Below are 25263 nucleotides of genomic sequence, written 5' to 3'. Positions count from 1 at the left end.
TCGAGCGGTCGCGTCGCGTCAACGATCTGACGCACTACATAGGTGAAAAGAGTTTATGGTCAATATTCGTCAGCCCAGGGATATCGCACAAGTGCTGCTGTCGGTGCTGTTTTTAGCCATCATGATTGTGGCGTGTCTCTGGATTGTTCAACCTTTTATTCTGGGCTTTGCCTGGGCCGGGACGATCGTCATTGCGACCTGGCCCGTTCTACTGCGCCTGCAAAAATTACTCTGGGGCCGCCGTTCGCTGGCGGTTCTGGTGATGACACTTTTATTAGTACTGCTGTTTGTGATCCCGATTGCCCTGCTGGTCAACAGTATCGTTGACGGCAGCGGACCGCTGATCCACGCTGTCACGAGCGGGGATATGACGTTGCCGGACCTGGCCTGGTTGAACAGCATTCCGCTGGTTGGCGCCAAACTGTATGCCGGCTGGCATAACCTGCTGGATATGGGCGGTACGGCGATTATGGCGAAGGTTCGCCCGTACATCGGTACCACAACAACCTGGTTTGTCGGTCAGGCCGCTCACATCGGTCGTTTTATGATGCACTGCAGCCTGATGCTGTTATTCAGCGCCCTGCTGTACTGGCGTGGAGAGACGGTGGCGTTGGGTATTCGTCATTTTGCCTACCGTCTGGCGGCAAAACGCGGAGACGCAGCGATGCTGCTGGCCGCCCAGGCGATCCGCGCGGTGGCGCTGGGCGTGGTTGTCACTGCCCTGGTGCAGGCGGTGCTGGGCGGCATCGGTCTGGCCGTGTCCGGCGTACCCTATGCCACACTGCTCTCCGTGGTGATGATCCTCTCCTGTCTGGTTCAACTGGGGCCGTTACCGGTATTGATTCCGGCTATTATCTGGCTTTACTGGAGTGGCGATACGACCTGGGGCAGCGTGCTGCTGGCCTGGAGTTGCGTGGTGGGCACACTGGATAACGTCATTCGCCCGATGCTGATTCGTATGGGCGCGGACTTGCCGCTGATCCTGATCCTTTCCGGCGTTATTGGCGGCCTGATTGCGTTTGGCATGATTGGGCTGTTTATCGGTCCGGTACTGCTGGCCGTTTCATGGCGACTGTTCTCGGCCTGGGTTAACGAAGCGCCTGTGCCGACCAGCGAACCTGAAGAGATCCTCGAAGAACTGGGTGAAATCGAAAACCTTAAAAAATAGCACGACAGCAGGCGACTGTGGTCGCCTGAATGTTTAGCACGGCTAATCAATAGTGTAGCGCGATGCCTCTGTCTTTCCTGTTCCCGCTTCGTTGTCCCTGATTTGTATCGCAAATTCTTTACAGTCTTTAAACTATTGAGACGAATCTGATCGACGCTAAAACACCCCATACCCTATTATTAGCTCACGGTTATAGATCAAGACATTGATTTATAAGTATGGAAATCCCCTGAGTGAAACAACGAATTGCTGTGTGTAGTCTTTGCCCATCTCCCACGATGGGCTTTTTTTTTTATCCTGACATGGCGGCTGTCTCACCGCAAAATAATCCTTCCCTCTGCCTTTATCCCTCTTTTTTTCATGGGAATTCCCCTTTTCACATGCCGATAACAAATAATATTGCACAAGATACTGCGACTCTCTTCACGCCGAAATCAGCCTGATAATGTTATTTATGCTTTACTGTTTTTTAATATGAGGTCATTCAATGATGAACGCTTATGAGCTACAGGCATTACGTCATGTTTTTGCAATGACCATTGAAGAGTGCGTATCGTGGATTGCGCCAGATTATAATGCCGCCGACTGGCAGCAGTGGGAAAATGGCGAATGTGACCCCCCTCCCGCCATTACCGAAACGCTGCTGGAAATGCGTAGAAAAAGAAAATTACGTATTAATGCTATTATAGAGAAGATAAACAATCGCATTGGTAATAATACCATGCGTTTCTTTTCTGATTTAACCGATTTTCAGTCGGTCTATCGTGATGGCAGTTTTCTTGACTGGAAGATTTATCAATCCGTTGCTGCCGAACTCTATGCCCACGACCTGGAACGATTGTGTTAGACCACATATTTCCTGCCACTGGCGATTCATACTAAGAAACTTCAAATATAGAGACCCATTGTACTTTTAAGGCACGGGTATTTACCCCGTACCAGGGAAAATCATTAGCCATTTCGCTGAGCAGGCATCATGAAAAATCACTATTTCCCCACTGCGATGGGGCTGTATCTCAATTACCTGGTGCACGGTATGGGAGTCATCCTGATGAGTCTCAACATGGCATCGCTCGAACAACAGTGGCAGACCAATGCCGCTGGGGTGTCAGTCGTGATCTCCTCATTAGGCATCGGGCGCTTAAGCGTGCTGTTTTGCGCCGGATTATTATCCGATCGGTTTGGCCGCCGCCCCTTCATCATTCTGGGGATGCTTTGTTATGTGACGTTCTTTTTCGGTATTCTGACGACCCATAATATCATCATCGCTTATGCGTTCGGCGTCCTCGCGGGCATGGCGAACAGTTTCCTGGACGCCGGGACCTATCCCAGCCTGATGGAGGCCTTTCCCTCTTCGCCGAGCACCGCCAACATTCTGATTAAGGCGTTTGTCTCCGGCGGACAGTTTTTACTGCCCATCATCATCAGTCTGCTCGTCTGGGCAGAACTGTGGTTTGGCTGGTCATTTATCGTTGCCGCCGCCATCATGCTGGTTAACGGTCTGTTTTTACTGCGCTGCGCCTTTCCACCGCATCCTGGACGCCGCCTCGCGCCGGTCACACCGACACACGAACCGCACCAGCGCCCGGCTGAAAGACATCGCTGCGCATTTATCGACCTTGCCAGCTATACGCTGTACGGCTACATCTCAATGGCGACGTTTTATCTCATCAGCCAGTGGCTGGCGCAGTATGGTCAGTTTGTCGCCGGGATGTCGTATACCCTGTCGATCAAACTGCTGAGTATCTACACCTGCGGTTCGCTGCTTTGCGTTTTGATTACCGCCCCGCTGGTGCGCAAAACGGTGCGTTCAACCACCTTGCTGATGCTGTACACTTTTGTTTCGTTTGTCGCGCTATTGACGGTGTGCCTGCATCCCACGATGTATGTCGTGATCGTCTTTGCCTTTGTGATCGGCTTTTCATCAGCCGGGGGCGTAGTGCAAATCGGTCTGACCCTGATGGCCGCCCGCTTTCCGCATGCCAAAGGGAAAGCCACCGGCATTTATTACAGTGCGGGCAGCATTGCTACCTTTACGATCCCGCTGGTCACGGCCCATCTCTCACAAAGGAGCATCGCCGATATTATGTGGTTCGATACCGGTATTGCCGCCGTGGGGTTCTTGTTGGCGCTATTTATTGGCTATCGCAGCCGTCTCGAAACGAAACGTCAATTGATGATGTCACCGGTGGCGGAATAAGGCTGAATCCGCCGAATGCAATATTCTTATCACTGACTGCAATATAGTTTGTATAACACCGTTATTAACAATAAAACGTCGCAGGATACGTGGGTTTTCACACTTTCGTCTGCAATATACCTGGTTACGAAAACGTCATGTTATGTAGTTCATGTCGTTTCACCATCGTATATTAATAAAAAATCGCCGGATATAAAAACGCTGGCGAAAGCAGAATTAAATTAACCGGCAAGGAGCTTTGAAAAAATGTCACAGAATAAGGCTTTCAGCACGCCATTTTTCCTGGCGGTCATCTGTATTTATCTCAGCTATTTTCTCCACGGTATTAGCGTCATTACGCTGGCGCAAAATATGACCTCACTCGCCGCGAAGTTTTCTACTGACAGCGCAGGGATCGCCTATTTAATTTCCGGCATCGGACTTGGTCGTCTGGTGAGTATTCTGTTTTTTGGCGTCCTGTCGGATAAATTCGGTCGTCGGGCGATCATTTTGTTGGGTGCCGCGTTATATATTCTCTTTTTCTTCGGCATCCCTGCCAGTCCTAACCTGATGGTGGCCTTTGTCCTCGCCGTCTGCGTTGGCGTGGCCAACTCTGCGCTTGATACCGGAGGCTACCCGGCACTGATGGAATGTTTCCCGAAAGCGTCAGGTTCCGCGGTGATCCTCGTCAAAGCAATGGTCTCCTTCGGACAGATGCTCTATCCGATGCTGGTCGGCTATATGCTGCTCAACAACATCTGGTACGGCTATGGAGTGATCATTCCTGGCATTCTGTTTGTACTGATCACCCTGATGTTACTGCGCAGTCAATTCCCCGGCCAGTTGGTGGATGCCAGCGTCGCTAAAGAGTTACCGCAGATGAACAGCAAACCGCTGGCCTGGCTGGAAGGAGTGGCTTCCGTCATGTTTGGCGTGGCGGCGTTTTCCACCTTTTACGTTATCGTGGTCTGGATGCCGAAATACGCCATGGCCTTCGCCGGAATGGAAGAAGCGGATGCGCTGAAAACCATCACGTATTACAGCCTGGGTTCGCTGGTCTGCGTCTTTATCTTTGCCGCACTGCTGAAAAAAATGGTTCGCCCCATCTGGGCTAACGTCTTTAATGCCGGACTGGCCACCGTTACCGCGGCCGTCATTTATCTCTGGCCGTCACCGCTGGTGTGTAACGCGGGCGCGTTTGTGATTGGCTTCTCTGCCGCGGGCGGGATTTTACAACTGGGCGTGTCGGTGATGTCGGAATTCTTTCCGAAGAGCAAAGCCAAAGTCACCAGCGTTTATATGATGATGGGCGGCCTCGCGAATTTTGTTATTCCGCTGATTACCGGTTACCTCTCCACCATCGGCCTACAATACATCATTTTACTGGATTTCGCTTTTGCCCTGCTGGCCTTTATCACCGGCATTATCGTTTTTGTTCGCTATTACCGGGTCTTTAATATTCCACAAAACGATATCCGTCTGGGCGAACGTTATTTTTCAACAAAAAGTTAAGCGACAATTTAAGGAGTCATGTTATGGATGTAACCGCGAAATATGAACTGATCGGCTTAATGGCTTATCCCATCAGACACAGTTTGTCGCCTGAAATGCAAAATAAGGCGCTGGAGAAAGCCGGATTGCCGTTTACCTATATGGCCTTTGAGGTCGACAACAGCACCTTCGCTGGCGCTATCGAGGGGTTGAAAGCGTTAAAAATGCGCGGGACCGGCGTATCGATGCCCAATAAACAGCTGGCCTGTGAATTTGTTGATGAACTGACCCCGGCGGCGAAGCTGGTTGGCGCGATTAATACCATCGTCAATGATGACGGCTACCTGCGTGGTTACAATACCGACGGCACCGGTCACATTCGCGCAATCAAAGAGAGTGGTTTCGATATCAAGGGTAAAACCATGGTATTACTGGGTGCGGGTGGCGCCTCCACGGCCATTGGTGCGCAGGCAGCCATTGAGGGGATCAAAGCGATTAAACTCTTTAACCGCAATGATGAATTTTTCCAGAAAGCAGTGGACTTCGCTAAGCGGGTGAATGAAAACACCGACTGCGTGGTGACGGTGACAGACCTTGCTGACCAGCAGGCCTTCGCTGACGCGCTGGCGACAGCGGATATCCTGACCAATGGCACCAAAGTCGGCATGAAGCCGCTGGAAAATGAATCGATTGTCAGTGACGTGAGCCTGCTACGTCCGGAACTGCTGGTTACCGAATGCGTTTACAACCCGCATATGACGAAGTTATTGCAACAAGCGCAACAGGCCGGTTGCAAAACAATCGATGGTTACGGCATGTTGTTGTGGCAAGGCGCTGAACAGTTCAAACTGTGGACCGGCAAAGATTTTCCGCTGGAATACGTAAAACAGGTGATGGGGTTTGCGGCCTGACGGCCAGGAACTAAGACTGATAAAAGGTATTAAATGAAAACCGTAACCGTAAAAAACCTCGTGATTGGCGAAGGGGCTCCAAAAATAATCGTCTCGCTGATGGGCAAAGATATCGCCAGCGTCCGCGCAGAAGCGCAGGCCTATCGCGACGCGGATTTCGACATTCTGGAATGGCGCGTTGACCATTTCGCCGATGTCGCCTCTGCTGATGCCGTCCTGGAGGCTGTCCGCGCAATCCGCACTGAACTGCCCCAGACTCCCCTGCTGTTTACGTTCCGTAGTGCGAAGGAAGGGGGTGAACAGGCCATTTCAACCGACGCCTATCTCTCGCTGAATCGCGCGGCGGTCAATAGCGGCCTGGTGGATATGATCGATCTCGAACTGTTTACCGGTGATGAGCAGGTCAAGGCGACGGTAGACTACGCGCACAGCAAAAACGTCAGCGTGATCATGTCCAACCATGATTTCCACAAGACGCCAGCAGAAGAAGAGATCGTTGCACGGCTGCGCAAAATGCAGGAACTGGGTGCCGATATTCCGAAGATCGCCCTGATGCCGCAGAACCACAGAGATGTTCTGACGCTGCTTTCCGCTACGCTGAAAATGCAGGAACAGTACGCTGACCGTCCGGTGATCACCATGTCGATGTCGAAAACCGGTGTGATTTCGCGCCTGGCCGGTGAAGTCTTCGGCTCCGCGGCGACCTTTGGCGCGGTTAAAAAGGCTTCGGCACCGGGACAAATATCCGTTAGCGATCTGCGTACGGTATTAACGATATTACATCAGGCGTAATTAACGAAATAAAGGCGGGACAGATTCTCTCCCGCCATTAAATATATATTTTATTCCACAGTGAATATTCCACATGAATATTCAGCGGAGGCCTGCGCCTGAACACAGCGGCGTAGGGCTTCTGCCGGGTATCCAGGAGTTTATATGAAACCTGAAAGACCACCACGCGTTAATGGTCGCGTGCCTGTGCTCTCGGCCCAGGACGCGGTAAATTATATTAAAGATGAAGATGTACTGTGTATATTAGGCGCAGGCGGCGGTATTCTGGAAGCCACCACCTTAATTACCGCTTTAGCCGATAAATATAAGCAAACGCAAACGCCACGGAATTTATCGATTATCAGTCCGACGGGTCTGGGCGATCGCGCCGATCGCGGAATCAGCCCGCTGGCTCAGGAAGGCCTGGTGAAATGGGCTCTGTGTGGGCACTGGGGGCAGTCGCCGCGTATTTCGGATTTAGCGGAACAAAATAAGATTGTCGCCTATAACTATCCACAAGGGGTGCTGACTCAGGCTCTGCGTGCGTCTGCCGCCCACCAGCCGGGGATCCTCAGCGATATCGGGATTGGCACCTTCGTCGACCCGCGCCAACAGGGGGGCAAGCTCAATGAGGTCACCAAAGAAGACCTTATCAAGCTGGTGGAGATTGATAACAAAGAATATCTCTACTACAAAGCGATTGCGCCTAACGTCGCGTTTATCCGCGCCACCACCTGCGACAGCGAAGGCTATGCCTCGTTTGAAGATGAGGTGATGTACCTCGACGCGCTGGTGCTGGCTCAGGCGGTGCACAACCACGGTGGCATCGTGATGATGCAGGTGCAGAAAATGGTCAAGAAAGCCACGCTGCATCCTAAATCCGTACGTATCCCCGGCTATCTGGTGGATATCGTGGTGGTCGACCCAGACCAGACGCAACTGTACGGCGGCGCGCCGGTGAACCGATTTATCTCGGGCGATTTCACCCTCGACGACAGCACCCAGCTCTCCCTGCCCCTCAACCAACGCAAACTGGTTGCCCGTCGCGCCTTGTTTGAAATGCGTAAAGGTGCGGTCGGTAATGTTGGCGTCGGCATCGCGGATGGCATTGGACTGGTGGCCCGTGAGGAAGGCTGTGCAGATGACTTTGTACTGACCGTTGAAACCGGCCCCGTGGGTGGGATCACCTCCCAGGGTGTCGCTTTTGGCGCAAACGTCAACACTCGCGCCATTCTTGATATGACCTCACAGTTTGACTTCTACCATGGCGGTGGGCTGGACGTCTGCTATCTGAGCTTTGCGGAAGTTGACCGCCACGGCAACGTCGGGGTGCACAAATTTAACGGCAAAATCATGGGAACTGGCGGCTTTATCGATATCAGCGCGACCTCAAAGAAAATTGTTTTCTGCGGCACGCTAACCGCTGGCAGTCTGAAAACAGAAGTGGCCGACGGTAAATTAACCATCGTCCAGGAAGGCCGGGTGAATAAATTCATCAGCGAACTGCCGGAAATCACCTTTAGCGGAAAAATCGCCCTCGAGCGCGGTCTGGACGTGCGCTACATCACCGAACGCGCGGTATTTACGCTAAAAGAGGACGGTCTGCATCTTATTGAAATTGCCCCTGGAGTGGATCTGGAGCGCGATATTCTGGCGAAAATGGATTTCGCACCGGTTATTTCACCAGACCTGAAACTGATGGATGAAAGATTATTTATCGACGCCACCATGGGTTTTGAACTGCCGGAAGCGGCGAATTAAAAGGAGTATGATGATGGACTTTTCTTTAACCGAAGAGCAAGAGCTGCTGCTTGCTAGTATCCGGGAACTGATCACCAGCAATTTTCCGGAAGAGTATTTCCGCACCTGCGACCAGACGGCGACCTACCCCAGAGAGTTTATGCGTGCGCTGGCGGATAACGGGATTTCCATGCTGGGCGTACCGGAAGAGTTCGGCGGTATTCCGGCAGACTATGTCACCCAAATGCTGGCCCTGATGGAAGTGTCAAAATGCGGCGCCCCGGCCTTTCTGATCACCAACGGGCAGTGTATTCACAGCATGCGCCGTTTCGGCTCGCCAGAACAACTGCGGAAAACGGCGGAAAGCACGCTGGAGACCGGCGATCCGGCCTATGCCCTGGCGTTAACCGAGCCAGGTGCGGGTTCTGACAACAACAGCGCCACCACCAGCTACACGCGCAAAGACGGCAAGGTATACCTGAACGGCCAGAAGACGTTTATTACCGGCGCCAAAGAGTACCCATACATGCTGGTGCTGGCGCGCGATCCCGAGCCAAAAGATCCGAAGAAAGCCTTTACCCTCTGGTGGGTGGAGTCCAACAAGCCTGGGATCAAAATCAATCCGCTGCACAAAATCGGCTGGCATATGCTCAGCACCTGCGAAGTCTATCTCGACAACGTTGAGGTGGATGAAAGCGACATGGTGGGCGAAGAAGGCATGGGCTTTCTCAACGTGATGTATAACTTTGAGATGGAACGTCTGATCAACGCTGCGCGCAGTACCGGCTTCGCCGAATGCGCCTTTGAGGATGCCGCACGTTATGCCAACCAGCGCATTGCGTTTGGCAAACCGATTGGACACAACCAGATGATCCAGGAAAAGCTGGCGCTGATGGCAATCAAAGTCGACAACATGCGCAATATGGTGCTGAAGGTGGCATGGCAGGCCGATCAGGAGCAGTCACTGCGTACCAGCGCCGCGCTGGCGAAACTGTATTGTGCCCGCACCGCGATGGAAGTGATTGACGATGCAATTCAGATTATGGGCGGGCTGGGTTATACCGACGAAGCGCGTGTCTCCCGATTCTGGCGCGATGTCCGTTGTGAACGGATTGGCGGCGGGACGGATGAGATCATGATTTATGTCGCAGGTCGGCAGATCCTGAAGGATTATCAGAACAAGTAATCGACAGGCCGGATACGGTACTTGCATCGTATCCGGCCATTCAAACGCTTACCGATGATGACACATATACTCAGACGTCGGACAACAGGCAGGCCTGCTCTGTCAGGCTGTTTTTAAACTGTTTACGATAATCGCCTGGCGAACAGCCGACGTGGCGCAAAAAAAGCTTCGCGAAGTGGTCGACATTTTCATACCCGACGCGCCAGGAAATTTCGGCCTGTGAATAATCAGTATTGGTTAAGGCAAATTTCGCTTCGGTCATCCGCCGCTGAATCACATAATTAATCGGTGAAATATGGTACTCGCGGGTGAATTCGTGACAAATATAGCTGACGCTGGCACGAAATTTTTTTGATAACTGCTCAAGCGTAATTTTCTCCCGATAATTATTATTGAGATAGACCAGAATATCTTTAATCAGAACATCTTTTTTAATATGTCCTTGTTCCGAACGATATGCATTTTTAAAGTTCTCAAAGAAGAGCACCGTCAACGCATAGGCAAAAGCATCGCAGACGGACGACGTCAGGCCATTTTTACTTTGCGGCAGCATCACCCCGAGCTCATTAAAAATACTTTTGATCACTTCTTTTCCCTGGCCGACGGCAACCACCGGACAGGAATGCGATTGTAGCAGTTGGTTTTCCTCCCAGCCCTGAAAGCGAAAGCCATACAGCGCACAGGTGTAGGTGGTGGCTGGCGCGTTCACATCCGATGTCACGGCGTGTAACCGCCCCCGCTCCACCACGACAATATCATCTTCGTGAGCCACATAAAGGGAAGAGTCGATCGTTAATCTGACGATGCCTTTTTTGACATAAATCAGCTCGGTCTCATTGTCATGAACATGATGACCGGACTCCCAACGGGGATCATCACTAATGACAAATCGGGAAAATCGCGGGGTTTTGCCCTGGTCAAAAAGGCTTTCCATGGCATTATCAAAGCAGCGTTGATACATGACAACCTCCACAAGCAGAAATTTATCCTGAACAATATAATGAGGATAAAATAAAGCGAGTATGGCGGTTATACAACTGTATTTAGTAAGGGCAAAACAAGATTATTTCCCTCACCTGCAAGATAATACGTTTAATTTTCTCAAATGATTTTCTACTCATTTCTTTTGTACGAGCGATCCCACTTTTTTTGCAAGATACCTGGTAACGAAAACAGATTGCTCCGTCGATAAAAAGCCGCCGTCTGTCGCACACTATTTCCAGTCAATTTTCACTTTCCGCCGGGGTGGCCTGATTGTCACTGTCGGTATGCGACTCACAGGAGATGCCATGAAAATAATAACCTGCTTTAAGCTGGTGCCTGAAGAACAGGACATTGTTGTTACGCCCGAGCAAGCGCTGAGCTTTGACAATGCGGACGCCAAAATCAGTCAGTTCGATCTCAACGCCATTGAGGCCGCAACGCAGTTGGCCACCGAGGCAGAGGATGAGATCGCGGCACTGACGGTGGGCGGCTTATTATTGCAAAACTCTAAAGTGCGTAAGGATGTGCTCTCCCGCGGGCCACATGCACTGTATCTGATGCAGGATGCACAGCTGGAACACGCGCTGCCAAAAGACACGGCGCAGGCCATTGCCGCCACAGTGGAAAAAATCGGATTCGATCTGCTCCTGTTTGGTGAAGGGTCTGGGGACCTTTATGCACAACAGGTTGGTCTACTGGTCGGTGAGATCCTGCAACTGCCAACCCTTAACGCCGTCAGCAGCCTCCAGCGTCAGGGCGATAAGCTGCTTGTAGAACGTACGCTGGAAGAGGACGTTGAGGTGATAGAACTGACACTTCCGGCCGTTATCTGCGTGACATCGGATATTAACGTGCCACGCATCCCCTCAATGAAAGCCATTCTTGGCGCCGGGAAAAAGCCCGTACACACATGGCAGGCAAGCGACATCGGCTGGAGTCAGGGCGAGCTGCGAGCAGAACTGGTTGCCATTACTGTACCACCACAAACGGCGCGTAAGCACATCATTCTGGATAACGATTCGCCGGAAGCCATCGCCGAACTGGCTGAACACCTGAAAAAAGCCCTGAACTGAGCCCAACGGAGAACACAATCATGAGTCAATTAACCCACGTCTGGGTATTTAGCGATAACGTTGAACGCTACGCAGAGCTGATGGCTGGCGCACGTCAGTGGGGTCAACAGGTCTATGCCATTGTTCAGGGTTCTGAGCAGGCGGCGCAGGTTAAGCCGCTCGGTGCTGACGGCATCATCGTACTGGATAAACCCTCCGACCTGCAGCGAATCGAAAATTACGCTGAAACGCTGGCCGCGCAAATCCGGGAAAAAGGCGACGGTCTGCTGCTGATGGCAGCAACCAAGCGCGGCAAAGCGCTGGGCGCGCGTCTGAGTATTCAACTGGATGCGGCCATGGTTAACGATGCAACGGCAGTGAGCGTTGAAGAGAACGCGCTGTTTGCCGAGCATCGTATGTATGGCGGCCTGGCGTTTGGCAAAGAAAAACTGAACAGCCCGCTGGCCATTATCACTCTCGCCCCTGGTGTACTGGAGCCGATTGAGGCGGATCCCACGCATGACTGCCCGGTGGTTACCGCCGAGTGGGTGGCCCCGCGCCAGGAGATCTTGTGTCAGGAACGTCGCGCCAAATCGCTCAGCAGCGTTGATTTAAGCAAAGCAAAACGCGTGGTAGGCGTCGGTCGCGGCCTGGCGGCACAAGACGACCTGAACATGGTGCGCGAACTGGCCACCGTACTCGGCGCGGAAGTGGGCTGTTCACGCCCTATCGCCGAAGGGGAAAACTGGATGGAGCGCGAGCGTTACATCGGCGTTTCCGGCGTACTGCTGAAGTCCGAACTGTATCTGACGCTGGGTATTTCCGGACAGATCCAGCATATGGTGGGCGGCAATGGCGCGAAAGTGATTGTCGCCGTGAACAAAGATAAAAACGCGCCAATCTTTAACTATGCCGATTACGGACTGGTGGGCGATATCTACAAAGTGGTCCCTGCCCTGATCGCGCAGTTGCGCTAATTCTCACCTTGACCCACATCTCCCGCTGTGCAAACGGCGGGAAGGGAGCTTTAAGCATGTCGGATGAAAAATTTGATGCCATCGTCGTCGGTGCTGGCGTAGCGGGCACGGTGGCGGCGTACATCATGGCAAAAGCCGGACTCGATGTTCTGGTCATCGAGCGCGGTAACAGCGCGGGCAGTAAAAATATGACCGGGGGGCGTCTCTACGCCCATGTGATTGAGCGGATTATGCCCGGATTTGGCGAGAAGGCGCCCGTTGAACGCAAAGTCACCCGCGAGAAAATCTCGTTTATGACGGAAGAAAGCGCGATCACGCTGGATTACCATCGCGAACAGCCGGATGTACCGACTCAGGCATCGTACAGCGTGTTGCGCAACCGTCTCGACCCGTGGCTGATGGAGCAAGCCGAAGCGGCTGGCGCACAATTTATCCCTGGCGTGCGCGTGGATGCGCTGATTCGTGAAGGCAACCAGGTCACAGGCGTACAGGCTGGCGACGATATTCTCGAAGCCAACGTGGTGATCCTCGCTGATGGCGTCAATTCAATGTTGGGCCGTTCGCTGGGCATGGTACCTGCCTCATCGGCGCACCATTACGCTGTCGGTGTGAAAGAGTTGATTGGCCTCTCCCCGGAACAAATCAACGACCGTTTTAATCTGTCCGGAAATGAAGGCGCGGCGTGGTTATTCGCAGGATCACCGTCAAACGGCCTGATGGGCGGCGGGTTCCTTTATACCAATCGCGATTCCGTCTCCCTCGGGCTGGTATGCGGGCTGGGCGACATGCCCCATGCGCAGAAAAGCGTACCGCAGATGCTGGAAGATTTTAAACAGCACCCTGCCGTTCGTCCGTTGATTCAGGGCGGCAAATTGCTGGAGTACTCGGCACATATGGTGCCAGAAGGCGGACTGGCGATGGTGCCGGAGCTGGTAGGCGACGGTGTGATGATTGTCGGTGACGCTGCGGGCTTTTGTCTGAACCTCGGTTTTACGGTACGCGGAATGGATTTAGCCATCGCCTCTGCCGAAGCGGCGGCACACGCCGCGATTGGGGCCAAAGAGCGCAAGGACTTCTCTGCTCGCACGCTTGCGCAATACAAACACGAGCTGGAGAAAGGGTGCGTTATGCGTGATATGCAGCATTTCCGTAAGATCCCGGCGCTGATGGAGAATCCGCGCCTGTTCACCCAGTACCCGCGAATGGTGGCGGACATCATGAATGACATATTCACCATTGATGGCAGCCCGAATCAGCCGATGCGCAAAATGATCCTGTCACATGCAAAACAGATCGGGCTGATGAATCTGCTCAAAGATGGCATTAAGGGAGTCACGGCGCTATGAGCCAGGAAAATCGCGTTAACGTCGACGTCAAACTGGGCGTCAATAAATTCCATGTTGATGAGGGCCATCCGCACATCATTCTGGCGGCGAACCCGGACAGCAAAGAGTTTCAAAAATTGCTGAATGCCTGCCCTGCCGGACTCTATAAGCAGGATGAGGCAGGTACGATTCACTTTGATTCCGCGGGCTGTCTGGAGTGTGGAACCTGCCGGGTGCTGTGTGGTGAGACGATCCTCGAAAAATGGGAGTACCCCGCAGGCACGTTTGGCGTGGATTTCCGCTACGGCTGAAACGACGGATGGGCACAAATGCCGGAGAGTGACGCCAGGCGTCTTATCCGGCCTGCAATCCCCTACTACCCCCTTGATAGACCGGGAACCTCCGATGAGTGTCACATTAACGTTTGACGCCGGGCGGCGGGACGCATACCGCAAGCTTGGCTTTTGGGGCGATGCCTCGCTGGGAGACTACTGGCAACATACCGCACGCAGCGTGCCAGACAAAATCGCCGTCGTGGATAACCACGGTACGGAATTCACTTACGCCGCCCTCGACCACGCGGCAAGCTGTCTGGCGAGCTGGATGTTGGCGAACGGCATTCAGCCCGGCGACCGCGTCGCTTTTCAGCTTCCCGGCTGGTGCGAATTTACCGTTATCTATCTCGCCTGTCTGAAAACCGGCGCCGTATCCGTTCCCCTGCTGCCCGCCTGGCGCGAAGCCGAGCTGGTGTGGGTGCTGAACAAGTGCCAGGCAAAACTGTTTTTCGCCCCAACCGTGTTTAAACAGACGCGCCCGGTCGATTTGATCTTGCCCCTGCAAAACCAGTTGCCACATCTGCAACACGTTATCGGCGTCGATAAACTGGCACCGGCGACAACCTCGCTCGCCCTCAGCCAGATCGTTGCGGACAACGCGCCACTTGCCCGTCACATTCAGGTTCACGGCGACGAGCTGGCCGCCGTGCTGTTTACCTCTGGCACCGAGGGACTGCCAAAAGGCGTCATGCTCAGCCACAACAATATTCTCGCCAGCGAGCGGGCCTACTGCGCGCGTCTGAATCTGACCTGGCTGGACGTCTTTCTGATGCCAGCGCCGCTGGGACACGCCACCGGTTTTTTACACGGCGTGACGGCACCGTTTCTGATCGGCGCGCGCAGCGTGCTACTGGATATTTTTACCCCAACGGCCTGCCTTGCGCTTCTGGAGCAACAGCGCTGTACCTGCGTCTTAGGGGCGACGCCGTTTGTGTACGACCTGCTCTGTACTGTGGAACGGCAGCCTGCCGATCTCTCTTCGCTGCGTTTCTTTTTGTGCGGAGGAACGACCATTCCGCAGCGCATTGCTCGCGACTGCCAGCAGCGCGGCATTAAACTGCTCAGCGTTTATGGTTCGACGGAAAGCTCGCCGCATGCGGTAGTGAATCTCGACGACCCCCCTTCCCGTATGATGAATACCGATGGCTACGCGGCGGCAGGCGTGGAGATCAGAATTGTTGATGAGGCGCGTAATCCCGTGCCTCCGGGCGTTGAAGGGGAAGAGGCATCGCGCGGACCGAACGTCTTTATGGGCTATCTTGACGAGCCTGAGTTAACCGCCCGGGCGCTGGATAGCGAGGGCTGGTACTACAGTGGCGATCTCTGTCGGATAGACGAGGCGGGCTACATTCAGATAACCGGGCGCAAGAAAGATATTATCGTTCGGGGCGGAGAAAACATCAGCAGTCGCGAAGTGGAAGATATTCTGTTGCAGCACCCCCGCATTCACGATGCCTGTGTGGTTGCTATGCCGGACGAACGTTTAGGCGAGCGTTCCTGTGCCTACATCGTGCTGAAAGCGCCGCATCATTCACTGTCGCTGGAAGAAGTGGTTGCCTTCTTTAGCCGTAAACGGGTAGCGAAATATAAGTATCCAGAGCACATTGTGGTGGTCGAAAAGTTACCCAGAACGGCATCCGGGAAGATCCAAAAGTTCCTGTTACGCCAGGATATTATTCAGCGATTAGCGTCGGAATGCCGTGAGGCATAAATTGCCGGATGGCGGCGCATCGCCATCCGGCAGTACCTTACTTCTTCAATTCCGCCAGGCTCAGCCAGGTCTGGACAACGGTATCCGGGTTCAGCGACAGGCTGTCGATCCCCTCTTCCATCAGCCAGGCGGCAAAGTCTTCGTGGTCAGACGGACCCTGACCGCAAATCCCGACGTATTTACCCTGTTTCTTCGCGGCGCGAATCGCCATCGACAGCAGCGCTTTCACCGCGTCGTTACGCTCATCAAACAGCTCAGATACCACACCGGAGTCACGATCCAGGCCCAGCGCCAGCTGTGTCATGTCGTTAGAACCGATCGAGAAGCCGTCAAAGTATTGCAGGAACTGTTCAGCCAGCAGGGCGTTGGACGGAATCTCACACATCATGATGATCTTCAGACCATTTTCGCCGCGTTTCAGCCCCTGACGCGCCAGCTCTTCCACGACCGCTTTTGCCTGCTCAACGGTACGGACGAACGGGATCATGATTTCGACGTTAGTCAGTCCCATCTCATTACGCACGCGTTTCACCGCGTCGCATTCCAGCGCAAAGCAATCACGGAAGCTGTCCGACACATAGCGACCCGCGCCACGGAAGCCCAGCATCGGGTTCTCTTCCTCTGGCTCGTAGCGTTCACCACCCACCAGGTTTGCGTACTCGTTCGACTTAAAGTCGGACAAACGCACAATCACGCGTTTCGGCCAGAACGCCGCGCCGAGGGTGGCGATCCCTTCCGTAAGGCGACCTACGTAAAATTCACGCGGAGAATCAAAGCCTTTCATCATCTCGCGGATTTCGTTTTGCAGTTTGGCATCTTGATCGTCAAACTCCAGCAGCGCACGCGGGTGGACGCCAATCATACGGTTGATGATAAATTCCAGACGCGCCAGGCCAACGCCTTCGTTTGGCAGACAGGCGAAGTCAAACGCCCGATCCGGGTTACCGACATTCATCATCACCTTCAGCGGCAGATCCGGCATCGTATCGACGCTGGAGCTCTTAACGCTGAAGTCGAGCATGTCGGCGTACACGTAGCCTGTATCGCCTTCTGCGCAGGAAACGGTGACCTTCTCGTCATCCTTCATGCGCTCAGTGGCATCGCCGCAGCCTACCACCGCCGGGATCCCCAGTTCACGCGCGATAATGGCCGCGTGACAGGTACGACCGCCACGGTTAGTGACAATCGCCGCCGCTTTTTTCATGATCGGTTCCCAGTCCGGGTCGGTCATGTCGGTGACCAGCACGTCGCCAGGCTCAATGCGGTTCATCTCGCTGATGTCGTGAATGACTTTTACCGGGCCTGCCCCGATGCGGTGACCGATAGCACGGCCTTCCGCAATGATTTTGCCCTGCGCGTGCAGCGTGTAACGCTCCATCACCTGGCCGCGAGAACGCACGGTTTCCGGACGAGCCTGGACGATGAACAGTTTGCCGGTATGACCATCTTTCGCCCACTCGATGTCCATCGGACGACCGTAGTGTTTTTCAATCTGTACCGCCTGCTTCGCCAGTTCCTGCACTTCGTCGTTGGTGAGGGAGAAAATGTCACGGCTTTCCTGCGGCACATCTTCAATGGTGACCTGTTTGCCATGTTCCTGGGTCGGCGCATAGACCATGCGGATTTTTTTCGAGCCCATCGTGCGGCGCACAATAGACGGGCGATTGGCCGCCAGCGTCGGTTTGTGGACATAGAACTCATCCGGGTTTACCGCGCCCTGTACTACCATCTCGCCCAGCCCCCACGCGGAGGTGATAAACACCACCTGGTCAAAGCCAGATTCAGTATCGATGGAGAACATCACGCCGGACGACGCCAGATCGGAACGCACCATCCGCTGGACACCCGCAGAGAGCGCCACGCCACGGTGGTCATAGCCCTGGTGAACGCGATAGGATATTGCGCGGTCGTTAAACAGCGAGGCAAACACGTGCTTCACGGCGACCAGTACGGCGTCAAAGCCCTGGACGTTGAGGAAGGTTTCCTGCTGCCCGGCAAAAGAGGCATCCGGCATATCTTCCGCAGTGGCAGATGAACGCACGGCGAAAGAAGCATGTTGATCGTCCGCGGAGAGTTGTGCGTAGGCATCGCGGATAGCATTTTCCAGCTCAGGCTGGAAAGGAGTGTCGATAATCCACTGGCGGATCTGCGCGCCGGCCTTCGCTAACGCGTTAACATCGTCAATATCCGTTTGATCCAGCAGTTCATAGATGCGCTGGTTTACACCGCTCTGGTCCAGAAACTGGTTAAACGCATCGGCGGTTGTGGCAAAACCATTCGGTACCGATACACCCATACCGGAAAGGTTAGTAATCATTTCACCCAGGGAGGCATTTTTGCCCCCAACTCTGTCTACATCATTCATGCCGAGTTGGTTATACCAAAGCACCAGCGGTGACGAGCCATTGTTGGACATCGAACAATCCTTTTGTGATAAATGAACGAGTTTAGGAAACGCTTAATTACGTATTTATCTTTGCATATTTAACCCGCTTAAAAAAACGGTGAATCGTTCAAGCAAATATATTTTTTATTTTTTCGGACAGTTTACCCATTTGCGCAAACCCGCGAATGGCGGGCGATCCCCACAAAATGTGTCGGTATAAACATCTGTTCCATAAAATGAAATGCACTTTTCATAAAATATAAAAATACCATTTCATTTTCAAAATAAGCGTTATTTTCTACGCTTCAGAGTAATTTTAATTTATGCTTTCAGAGAATTATGACTGACTTTCAGGGTGTGAAAATGGATAATGCTGTAGATCGTCACGTGTTTTATATTTCCGATGGAACGGCAATTACCGCTGAAGTGTTGGGCCATGCGGTGATGTCACAGTTCCCCGTCACTATCAGCAGTATTACGCTGCCGTTTGTTGAAAATGAGAACCGCGCCCGCGCCGTTAAAGACCAAATCGACGCCATTTATCAACAAACCGGCGTGCGCCCTTTGGTGTTCTATTCGATTGTATTACCGGAGATCCGTTCCATCATTCTGCAAAGCGAAGGCTTCTGTCAGGATATCGTGCAGGCGCTGATCACCCCGCTACAGCACGAGATGAAACTCTACCCCACGCCGATTGCTCACCGGACGCACGGGCTGAATCCGGGTAACCTGAACAAGTACGATGCGCGAATCGCCGCCATTGATTATACCCTTGCCCACGATGACGGCATTTCGTTGCGCAACCTCGACCAGGCGCAGGTGATTTTGTTAGGCGTCTCGCGCTGCGGCAAAACGCCCACCAGCCTCTACCTGGCAATGCAGTTTGGCATCCGCGCGGCAAACTATCCTTTTATTGCCGACGACATGGACAATCTGGTTCTGCCTGCATCATTAAAACCCCTGCAACATAAGCTGTTTGGTCTGACGATTGACCCTGAACGACTGGCCGCCATCCGCGAAGAACGCCGGGAAAACAGTCGCTATGCCTCCCTGCGTCAGTGCCGTATGGAAGTGGCCGAAGTCGAGGCGCTCTACCGTAAGAACCAGATCCCGTGGTTGAACAGTACTAACTATTCAGTTGAAGAGATTGCCACCAAAATCCTCGATATCATGGGATTAAGTCGACGCATGTACTAATAAACTAGTTCACGAGTTCTGTTTTTTTGTTATCATACCGTTCTGCCGCGAGGTGTGACGCACCTCGCACTTGAAATCAGCAGGGATTGGTTTAAGGTTGTGCCCATCACTTCCCGGTACCTCTGCCGTAGAAGCCACAAATTTCTGAGAATTGTCATGAACAGAACCGATGAACTGCGTACCGCGCGTATAGACAGTCTGGTCACGCCCGCTGAACTTGCGCAACGGCATCCTGTGTCGCCCGCCGTCGCCAGCCACGTCACCGACTCCCGACGCCGGATAGAAAGAATATTGAATGGTGAAGACCGCCGCTTGCTGGTTATTGTAGGTCCGTGCTCCATTCACGATCTCGATGCCGCACTGGAGTATGCCACGCGTTTACAGGCGCTGCGCACGCAGCATCAGGCGCGCCTGGAAATCGTCATGCGCACCTATTTTGAAAAACCACGTACCGTTGTCGGCTGGAAGGGACTCATTTCCGACCCGGATCTCAACGGCAGCTATCGCGTGAATCACGGCATTGAACTGGCGCGTAAACTGCTGTTGCAGGTCAATGAACTGGGCATACCAACCGCGACGGAATTTCTCGATATGGTGACCGGTCAATTTATTGCCGACTTGATCAGTTGGGGCGCCATTGGCGCGCGGACCACCGAAAGCCAGATCCACCGCGAAATGGCCTCGGCGCTCTCCTGCCCGGTCGGCTTTAAAAACGGGACCGACGGAAATACCCGTATCGCCGTTGACGCGATCCGCGCTTCCCGCGCCAGCCATATGTTCCTCTCCCCCGATAAAACCGGTCAGATGACCATTTATCAGACCAGCGGCAACCCTTATGGCCATATCATTATGCGCGGTGGCAAAAAGCCAAACTACCATGCTGAAGATATTGCTGCAGCCTGCGATACGCTGCATGAATTTGATTTACCAGAACATCTGGTCGTCGATTTCAGCCACGGCAACTGCCAGAAGCAGCATCGCCGTCAACTGGATGTCTGTGATGATATTTGCCAGCAAATCCGTAACGGATCGACAGCCATCGCCGGCATTATGGCGGAAAGCTTCCTGCGTGAAGGTACGCAGAAAATTATCAGCGGGCAGCCGCTGGTGTATGGTCAGTCGATAACCGATCCTTGCCTTAATTGGGAAGACACTGAACTGCTGCTGAGCAAACTGGCCTCGGCGGTGGACAGCCGCTTCTGATCGTCCGCCCATCCGTACAGGGTGGGCATATTCTCCCCCCCTTTTCGCAAACTACCACATTTAATACTTGTTGTTATCGTGCACTTTATTGATAATAAAAATCATTGTTACATTAATTATTATTAATAAATCGTGATACCCGTATGGATAACATTGAGTCACCCCGCCTTAAGGAACGAGAAAACGCGGCTCTCCCACCTGCGCCCATCCGCAAGATCAGCAGTCAGAAACTGTTAGGTGATGACGGTAAAGTGATTATCGATCACAACGGTCAGGAATACCTGCTGCGTCAAACGCAGGCAGGTAAACTCTTGCTGACCAAATAGCGCTTCAGCTTGAACAGCTGACTTCCAGGCGTTTGCCCCAGTCCGGCGGACGCTGGCTGTAGTCATCATCGCGATCGCGGAAAGGCTCGCGCAATATGGCATGTAAGCGATGCAGTTCACTCATGTCGCCTTTCTCCGCCGCCGCAATCGCCCGCTGCGCCAGCCAGTTACGCAGCACCACCGCAGGATTGGCGCTCAGCATTAGCGACTGACGCGCAGCATCATCGACTGCATCGCGCTGCAAACGCGTTCTGTAACGTGTGAACCAGTCATCAAAGGCGGCGCGATCAATAAATTCGTCGCGCAGTGGAGAGGCGGCATTCTGCTGCTCTGTCATGCTTAGCATGCGGAAAGTACGGGTATAGTCACTGTGCTCGCGGGCCATCAGGCTGAACAATTCGTTCAACAGATCGTTGTCATCTTTTTGTTCGGTCATGAACCCCAGTTTCTGCCGCATCCGCTGACCGTAGCGCGTCAGTAGCGCCACCTGGTACCCGTCGAGGGCATCATTGAGCGCCTCAACGGTGATGAAGGGCGACAGACTTTGCGCAAGGCGCTGAAGATTCCACAAACCTACCGCCGGTTGATTGTCAAAGCTGTAGCGCCCCTGGTGGTCAGAATGGTTGCAAATGAAGCCCGGTTCATAGTCGTCCAGGAACCCAAACGGACCGTAGTCCATCGTCAGCCCGAGGATCGACATGTTATCGGTGTTCATCACCCCGTGCGCGAAACCCACGGTTTGCCAGTCGGCGATCAGTGACGCGGTCCGCGCGACCACGTCGCGAAACCAGAGAATGTACTTATCGGCGTCTTGCAGGAGATGCGGCCAGTAATGACGAATGGCGAAATCCGCCAGTTGCTGAACTTTTTCCGGCTCGCGACGGTAATAAAAATGCTCAAAATGACCGAAGCGCAAATGGCTTTGCGCCAGTCGCATCAGCATCGCCCCCGCCTCCACCGTTTCGCGGTAAACCGGTGTTTCGCTGGTGACAATCGTCAGCGCCCGGGTCGTCGGTATCCTCAGGTAGTGCATCGCTTCACTGGCAAGGCTTTCACGGATCGTGGAGCGCAATACCGCACGACCATCACCCATGCGTGAATACGGCGTCAAACCCGCGCCTTTCAGGTGCCAGTCCATTGTGCTGCCATCGGCAAGCAACTGCTCACCGAGCAGAATGCCGCGCCCGTCACCCAGTTGACCCGCCCAGACGCCGAACTGATGACCGCTATAGACCTGCGCCAGCGGAGACATCCCCGGCAACAGCGCCTCGCCGCCCCAGACACCCACCGGGCTGTCAGGATGAAAAAGGGAATCGGGGATGCCCAGTTGTTCGGCAAGCGCATCGTTGTGCCAAATCAGTCGCGAGTGATTCAGCGGTGTTGGCGACAGAGCGGTAAATGTTGCTGGCAGTTCATCGCGCCAGCGGGCTGTGAAAGACAGGGTCATAGGGCCTCCTGCCTGTAGTGTAGACGGTTAATTCCGTCATAAACACCAGCAAACAGAAAGGTTATCCGTGGAGTAATTGGGTGACCTGACTGGCCGAGACGGCAGGCCACAGCCCGCCCTGCATACCGCTAAAACCGAATGGCGTCACGCGGGTCAACATCGCTTCGCTGTCGATACCGGCGATCATCAGCGATTCGCAATAAGGCGACACTTGCGTAAGGATGGCGCGCATGAACGGTTCGAAGGAAAGACGAGTGGCCCGACGATGGACAAAATTCCGGTCCAGGATAATTCGTTTAAATAATCCATCGAATATGGCTTTGTTGGCACTTTCCCCTGCACCGAAATTGGCCAGTACCAGAGGAAAACGTGCAGCCAGCGCATGCAACGTTTTATTCTCTTTGCCTTCAGACAGTTCGGGAAAATTCTCATTAATCATGAGTTCGAGAAACGAAAACCGTTTAACGGCAGAAACGCACTCACTATTGGTTAATAATAACGGTACAACTGCCGGGGTTATATAAATCCAGGCGACAAGTTTATGTTGAATAAAAAAATGTTGGCACGTTTCGATCAGCGCCAGCTTTTCGATAAATAACTGGCACTGTTCTTCGGGAGAAAGTCGCGGAAGCACCAGTTCAGTTGGGATACGAACGTCACCGTCTTCACTGACAAAGTTCGCGATAACGCTTAAACCGATAAGTTTTCGTTGTACATTCCTGGCGGGCTGAAAATAGAGTTCAGAATGATACACATTATCCAGTGAAACATTCATCACGGCAGTCCCACATACAGGGAGTGATTCGGCAACCTATTACACAGGATGTCGTCATCCATCTTTTTTAATGCCAGAAGGAAAATGTTCATGTTGTCCTTTTCACCCGGAGCCCCGGTTCCTTAGTATTCAGCTTATCCTGATTATAAACGCTTATCCAGCATTGTTCTTTTTCGGCAATAAAAGCGAGGGACATCCTCAATCGAAATAACGCCCTACGACTAAATGCGTCTCGCCTGCCAAAAGTTTTTCCGCCAGTAGACATTATCCAGCGACGAACGCATCACACCACGACTGGTTGATGCATGAATAAACTGACCGTTAGTATCATAAATACCCACATGTAAACCGCTCTCTCCCGACCCGGTTTTGAAAAACACCAGATCGCCAGGCAACAAGTCGTCCTTATCGATTTCCGTCCCCAGTTTTGCCTGTTGACGGGTTTCGCGCGGCAGCTGCAAAGAGAACTGATCGCGCATGGTCATCAGCACAAAACCGGAACAATCCACACCACCGCGACTCATGCCGCCGTAACGATAGGGCGTCCCGCGCCAGGTCTGGAGTTGATCATTTAAGCCGGCAATCACGGTAATGGAATCAGAGAGCCGGGCATTGGGCGGCGGCGCTCGGTGGCTACTACATCCGGCCAACAACAGTGCTGTGCAAAAAAGAAACCAGAAACGCATTCAGGCGAATCCTCTGTATTTTTATTCTTCACCCCTTATAGCGGGTATTTACGCGGGTTTTCAAGAAACCATTTCGTTTAAGTGGTTGATATAATCATTCTGTGACCTTCGATGTCAAGACGCCGGAAGTGCAGACCATACGCCTGCGCTAAATGCGCTGGCGTCAGCACTTCATCACGTGGACCGCTGGCGAGCAGTTTCCCCTGTTTGAGCAACCACGCCCGGTGCGCGTGGCGCAAGGTATGATTCAGGTCGTGACTGCTCATCACGATGGCAATCCCCTGCTGACACAAGCGGTGCAGAATGCGATCCAGCGCATTTTGCTGCGCGACATCAAGGCTGTTCATGGGCTCATCGAGGAGCAATAGCTGCCCCTGTGGGTTGGTCTCTGGCGCGATTTGCAGGATCACCGCGGCAAGACGGACGCGCTGCCATTCCCCACCTGAGAGCTCCTTCGCATTGCGTTCAAGTTTGTCCGCCAGCCCCAGCGACTCGGCCACCGCCATCAACTGGTCTGTGCGCATTTTGTCTGGCTGATGTAGCGTCAGGAAGTGCCATACCGGCATCGCGAAGGGCGGATTTTGCTGCTGCGCCAGATAAGCACGATGGCGGGCAAGTTTAGCGGCGGGCCACAACGCCAGCTCAGTCCCCGACAGAGCGATCGTTCCCGCCCCACTGGTTAACCCTGCCATCCGCGCCAGCAGCGTGCTCTTTCCGGCGCCGTTCGGCCCCACAAGATGCAGGATCTCCCCTGCCCGAATCTCGCCGGACAGAGGCCCTAACCGGGTCGATTCCGCCACATCCTGTAACTGCATCACTGAAGACATTATTTAGCCAACGCGAGTTTGATGCTTTCCATCACAATCGGATCTTCCGGCGTCATATCCGGAGAGAAACGCTGTATCACTTTGCCATCACGGCCTACGAGGAACTTCTCAAAGTTCCACAGGATATCGTCAGGATAGAGCGGCGCACGCCCTTTGCTGGCCATTCGCTCATAGAAACCACTCTCTTCAGGGGCTACAGCCGTCGGTGCCGCCTCAATCAGTTTCTGGTACAGCGGATGACGCCCCTCCCCGTTTACCTCAATCTTGCTGAACATCGGGAAGGTCACGCCCCAGGTCGTCGCGCACCAGGTTTTGATCTCGTCATCACTGCCAGGTTCCTGCCCAAGGAACTGATTGCAGGGAAAGCCCAGCACAATAAAGCCACGGTCGGCCCACGCTTTCTGAATATTTTCCAGTTGCTCATACTGTGGGGTAAGTCCGCATTTTGAAGCTACGTTAACAATCAGCAGAACATTACCTGTGTATTTCTCAAGCGTGGTCACTTCGCCATCAATCGTTGTCACTACCGTGTTCAGAATCGAGTCTTGCATAGCCTCTCCAGGATCGTGAGTGATTCAAATACCAG

The 25263-nt window shown here is 53.4% G+C and carries 23 protein-coding genes and 1 other RNA gene; 17 read left to right on the top strand and 7 right to left on the bottom strand.

The features are described from left to right. Positions 1-55: 55 nt before the first annotated feature. The 9 genes from ydiK (at position 56) to ACQ0PY_RS10845 (ending at position 9446) form a co-directional block, all read left to right on the top strand. On the top strand, positions 56-1168 hold the full coding sequence (gene ydiK, locus ACQ0PY_RS10885; protein ID WP_043000851.1) for an AI-2E family transporter YdiK: 1113 nt from the start codon (positions 56-58) through the stop codon (positions 1166-1168). A 186-nt stretch (positions 1169-1354) separates the two neighbouring features. Then, positions 1355-1462: antisense sRNA RprA (gene rprA / locus ACQ0PY_RS10880), an RNA gene on the top strand. Between the two features lie 196 nt (positions 1463-1658). Continuing rightward, entirely contained in the window at positions 1659-2015 is a 357-nt protein-coding gene (locus tag ACQ0PY_RS10875) for a YdiL family protein (protein ID WP_054176684.1), read from the top strand. A gap of 129 nt (positions 2016-2144) precedes the next feature. Then, entirely contained in the window at positions 2145-3368 is a 1224-nt protein-coding gene (locus tag ACQ0PY_RS10870) for an MFS transporter (RefSeq protein ID WP_043000852.1), read from the top strand. 246 nt (positions 3369-3614) lie between these two features. After that, positions 3615-4859, top strand: coding sequence for an MFS transporter (locus tag ACQ0PY_RS10865; RefSeq protein ID WP_109740199.1), 1245 nt, complete (start codon positions 3615-3617; stop codon positions 4857-4859). A gap of 23 nt (positions 4860-4882) precedes the next feature. Further along, positions 4883-5749: a quinate/shikimate dehydrogenase gene (gene ydiB / locus ACQ0PY_RS10860; RefSeq protein ID WP_090050002.1), complete on the top strand. Its 867-nt coding sequence runs from the start codon at positions 4883-4885 to the stop codon at positions 5747-5749. Positions 5750-5782: 33 nt separating this feature from the next. Next, positions 5783-6541, top strand: coding sequence for a type I 3-dehydroquinate dehydratase (gene aroD, locus ACQ0PY_RS10855; RefSeq protein WP_109740198.1), 759 nt, complete (start codon positions 5783-5785; stop codon positions 6539-6541). 144 nt (positions 6542-6685) lie between these two features. Continuing rightward, positions 6686-8281, top strand: coding sequence for an acyl CoA:acetate/3-ketoacid CoA transferase (locus ACQ0PY_RS10850; protein ID WP_109740197.1), 1596 nt, complete (start codon positions 6686-6688; stop codon positions 8279-8281). 13 nt (positions 8282-8294) lie between these two features. Next, positions 8295-9446 carry an acyl-CoA dehydrogenase gene (locus ACQ0PY_RS10845; protein ID WP_042319326.1) on the top strand — a complete coding sequence of 384 codons (1152 nt, stop codon included), beginning with the start codon at positions 8295-8297 and terminating at the stop codon, positions 9444-9446. Between the two features lie 70 nt (positions 9447-9516). Here the strand turns inward: ACQ0PY_RS10845 and ACQ0PY_RS10840 are convergent, their stop codons facing one another. Continuing rightward, the gene (locus ACQ0PY_RS10840; RefSeq protein WP_044254771.1) at positions 9517-10407 is read right to left on the bottom strand and encodes an AraC family transcriptional regulator; all 891 of its coding nucleotides are present in this window, start codon (positions 10405-10407) and stop codon (positions 9517-9519) included. Positions 10408-10735: 328 nt separating this feature from the next. Here ACQ0PY_RS10840 and ACQ0PY_RS10835 point away from each other — a divergent pair, with 328 nt between their 5' ends. From ACQ0PY_RS10835 to fadK, 5 genes are all read left to right on the top strand, one after another. Next, positions 10736-11503, top strand: a complete 768-nt coding sequence (locus ACQ0PY_RS10835; protein ID WP_090049998.1) for an electron transfer flavoprotein — start codon at positions 10736-10738, stop codon at positions 11501-11503. 20 nt (positions 11504-11523) lie between these two features. Beyond that, the gene (locus ACQ0PY_RS10830) at positions 11524-12459 is read left to right on the top strand and encodes an electron transfer flavoprotein subunit alpha (protein WP_044265441.1); all 936 of its coding nucleotides are present in this window, start codon (positions 11524-11526) and stop codon (positions 12457-12459) included. Positions 12460-12515: 56 nt separating this feature from the next. Continuing rightward, a complete protein-coding gene (locus tag ACQ0PY_RS10825; RefSeq protein ID WP_104446413.1) occupies positions 12516-13805 on the top strand; it encodes an FAD-dependent oxidoreductase in 1290 nt (429 codons plus the stop codon). After that, the gene (locus ACQ0PY_RS10820) at positions 13802-14095 is read left to right on the top strand and encodes a ferredoxin family protein (RefSeq protein WP_043000861.1); all 294 of its coding nucleotides are present in this window, start codon (positions 13802-13804) and stop codon (positions 14093-14095) included. The genes ACQ0PY_RS10825 and ACQ0PY_RS10820 overlap by 4 nt, the downstream gene beginning before the upstream one ends. Before the next feature lie 94 nt (positions 14096-14189). Continuing rightward, the gene (fadK, locus tag ACQ0PY_RS10815) at positions 14190-15830 is read left to right on the top strand and encodes a medium-chain fatty-acid--CoA ligase (protein ID WP_109740196.1); all 1641 of its coding nucleotides are present in this window, start codon (positions 14190-14192) and stop codon (positions 15828-15830) included. A gap of 37 nt (positions 15831-15867) precedes the next feature. Here the strand turns inward: fadK and ppsA are convergent, their stop codons facing one another. Beyond that, entirely contained in the window at positions 15868-18246 is a 2379-nt protein-coding gene (ppsA, locus tag ACQ0PY_RS10810; RefSeq protein WP_043000863.1) for a phosphoenolpyruvate synthase, read from the bottom strand. A gap of 333 nt (positions 18247-18579) precedes the next feature. Between ppsA and ppsR the strand changes: the two genes are divergently transcribed. From ppsR to hemP, 3 genes are all read left to right on the top strand, one after another. Then, a complete protein-coding gene (gene ppsR, locus ACQ0PY_RS10805) occupies positions 18580-19413 on the top strand; it encodes a posphoenolpyruvate synthetase regulatory kinase/phosphorylase PpsR (protein WP_043000864.1) in 834 nt (277 codons plus the stop codon). 156 nt (positions 19414-19569) lie between these two features. Further along, a complete protein-coding gene (aroH, locus tag ACQ0PY_RS10800) occupies positions 19570-20616 on the top strand; it encodes a 3-deoxy-7-phosphoheptulonate synthase AroH (RefSeq protein ID WP_043000865.1) in 1047 nt (348 codons plus the stop codon). A gap of 143 nt (positions 20617-20759) precedes the next feature. Continuing rightward, positions 20760-20942, top strand: coding sequence for a hemin uptake protein HemP (hemP, locus tag ACQ0PY_RS10795; protein ID WP_044254783.1), 183 nt, complete (start codon positions 20760-20762; stop codon positions 20940-20942). A gap of 4 nt (positions 20943-20946) precedes the next feature. Here the strand turns inward: hemP and selO are convergent, their stop codons facing one another. The 5 genes from selO to ACQ0PY_RS10770 form a co-directional block, all read right to left on the bottom strand. After that, on the bottom strand, positions 20947-22389 hold the full coding sequence (gene selO / locus ACQ0PY_RS10790) for a protein adenylyltransferase SelO (protein ID WP_044265451.1): 1443 nt from the start codon (positions 22387-22389) through the stop codon (positions 20947-20949). 61 nt (positions 22390-22450) lie between these two features. Beyond that, complete coding sequence (locus ACQ0PY_RS10785; protein ID WP_044265454.1) at positions 22451-23164, bottom strand: EAL domain-containing protein; 714 nt, start codon at positions 23162-23164, stop codon at positions 22451-22453. Positions 23165-23385: 221 nt separating this feature from the next. Further along, on the bottom strand, positions 23386-23850 hold the full coding sequence (locus ACQ0PY_RS10780; RefSeq protein ID WP_043000869.1) for a C40 family peptidase: 465 nt from the start codon (positions 23848-23850) through the stop codon (positions 23386-23388). 77 nt (positions 23851-23927) lie between these two features. Then, the gene (btuD, locus tag ACQ0PY_RS10775; RefSeq protein ID WP_109740195.1) at positions 23928-24677 is read right to left on the bottom strand and encodes a vitamin B12 ABC transporter ATP-binding protein BtuD; all 750 of its coding nucleotides are present in this window, start codon (positions 24675-24677) and stop codon (positions 23928-23930) included. Further along, positions 24677-25228 carry a glutathione peroxidase gene (locus ACQ0PY_RS10770; RefSeq protein WP_044254791.1) on the bottom strand — a complete coding sequence of 184 codons (552 nt, stop codon included), beginning with the start codon at positions 25226-25228 and terminating at the stop codon, positions 24677-24679. Before ACQ0PY_RS10770 ends, btuD begins: the two co-directional genes overlap by 1 nt. Positions 25229-25263 lie beyond the last annotated feature (35 nt).

Source organism: Citrobacter sp. LST-B2, assembly GCF_057983045.1.
Note: the sequence above shows the minus strand (reverse complement) of the source record. Positions and strands in the feature narration are given on the sequence as shown.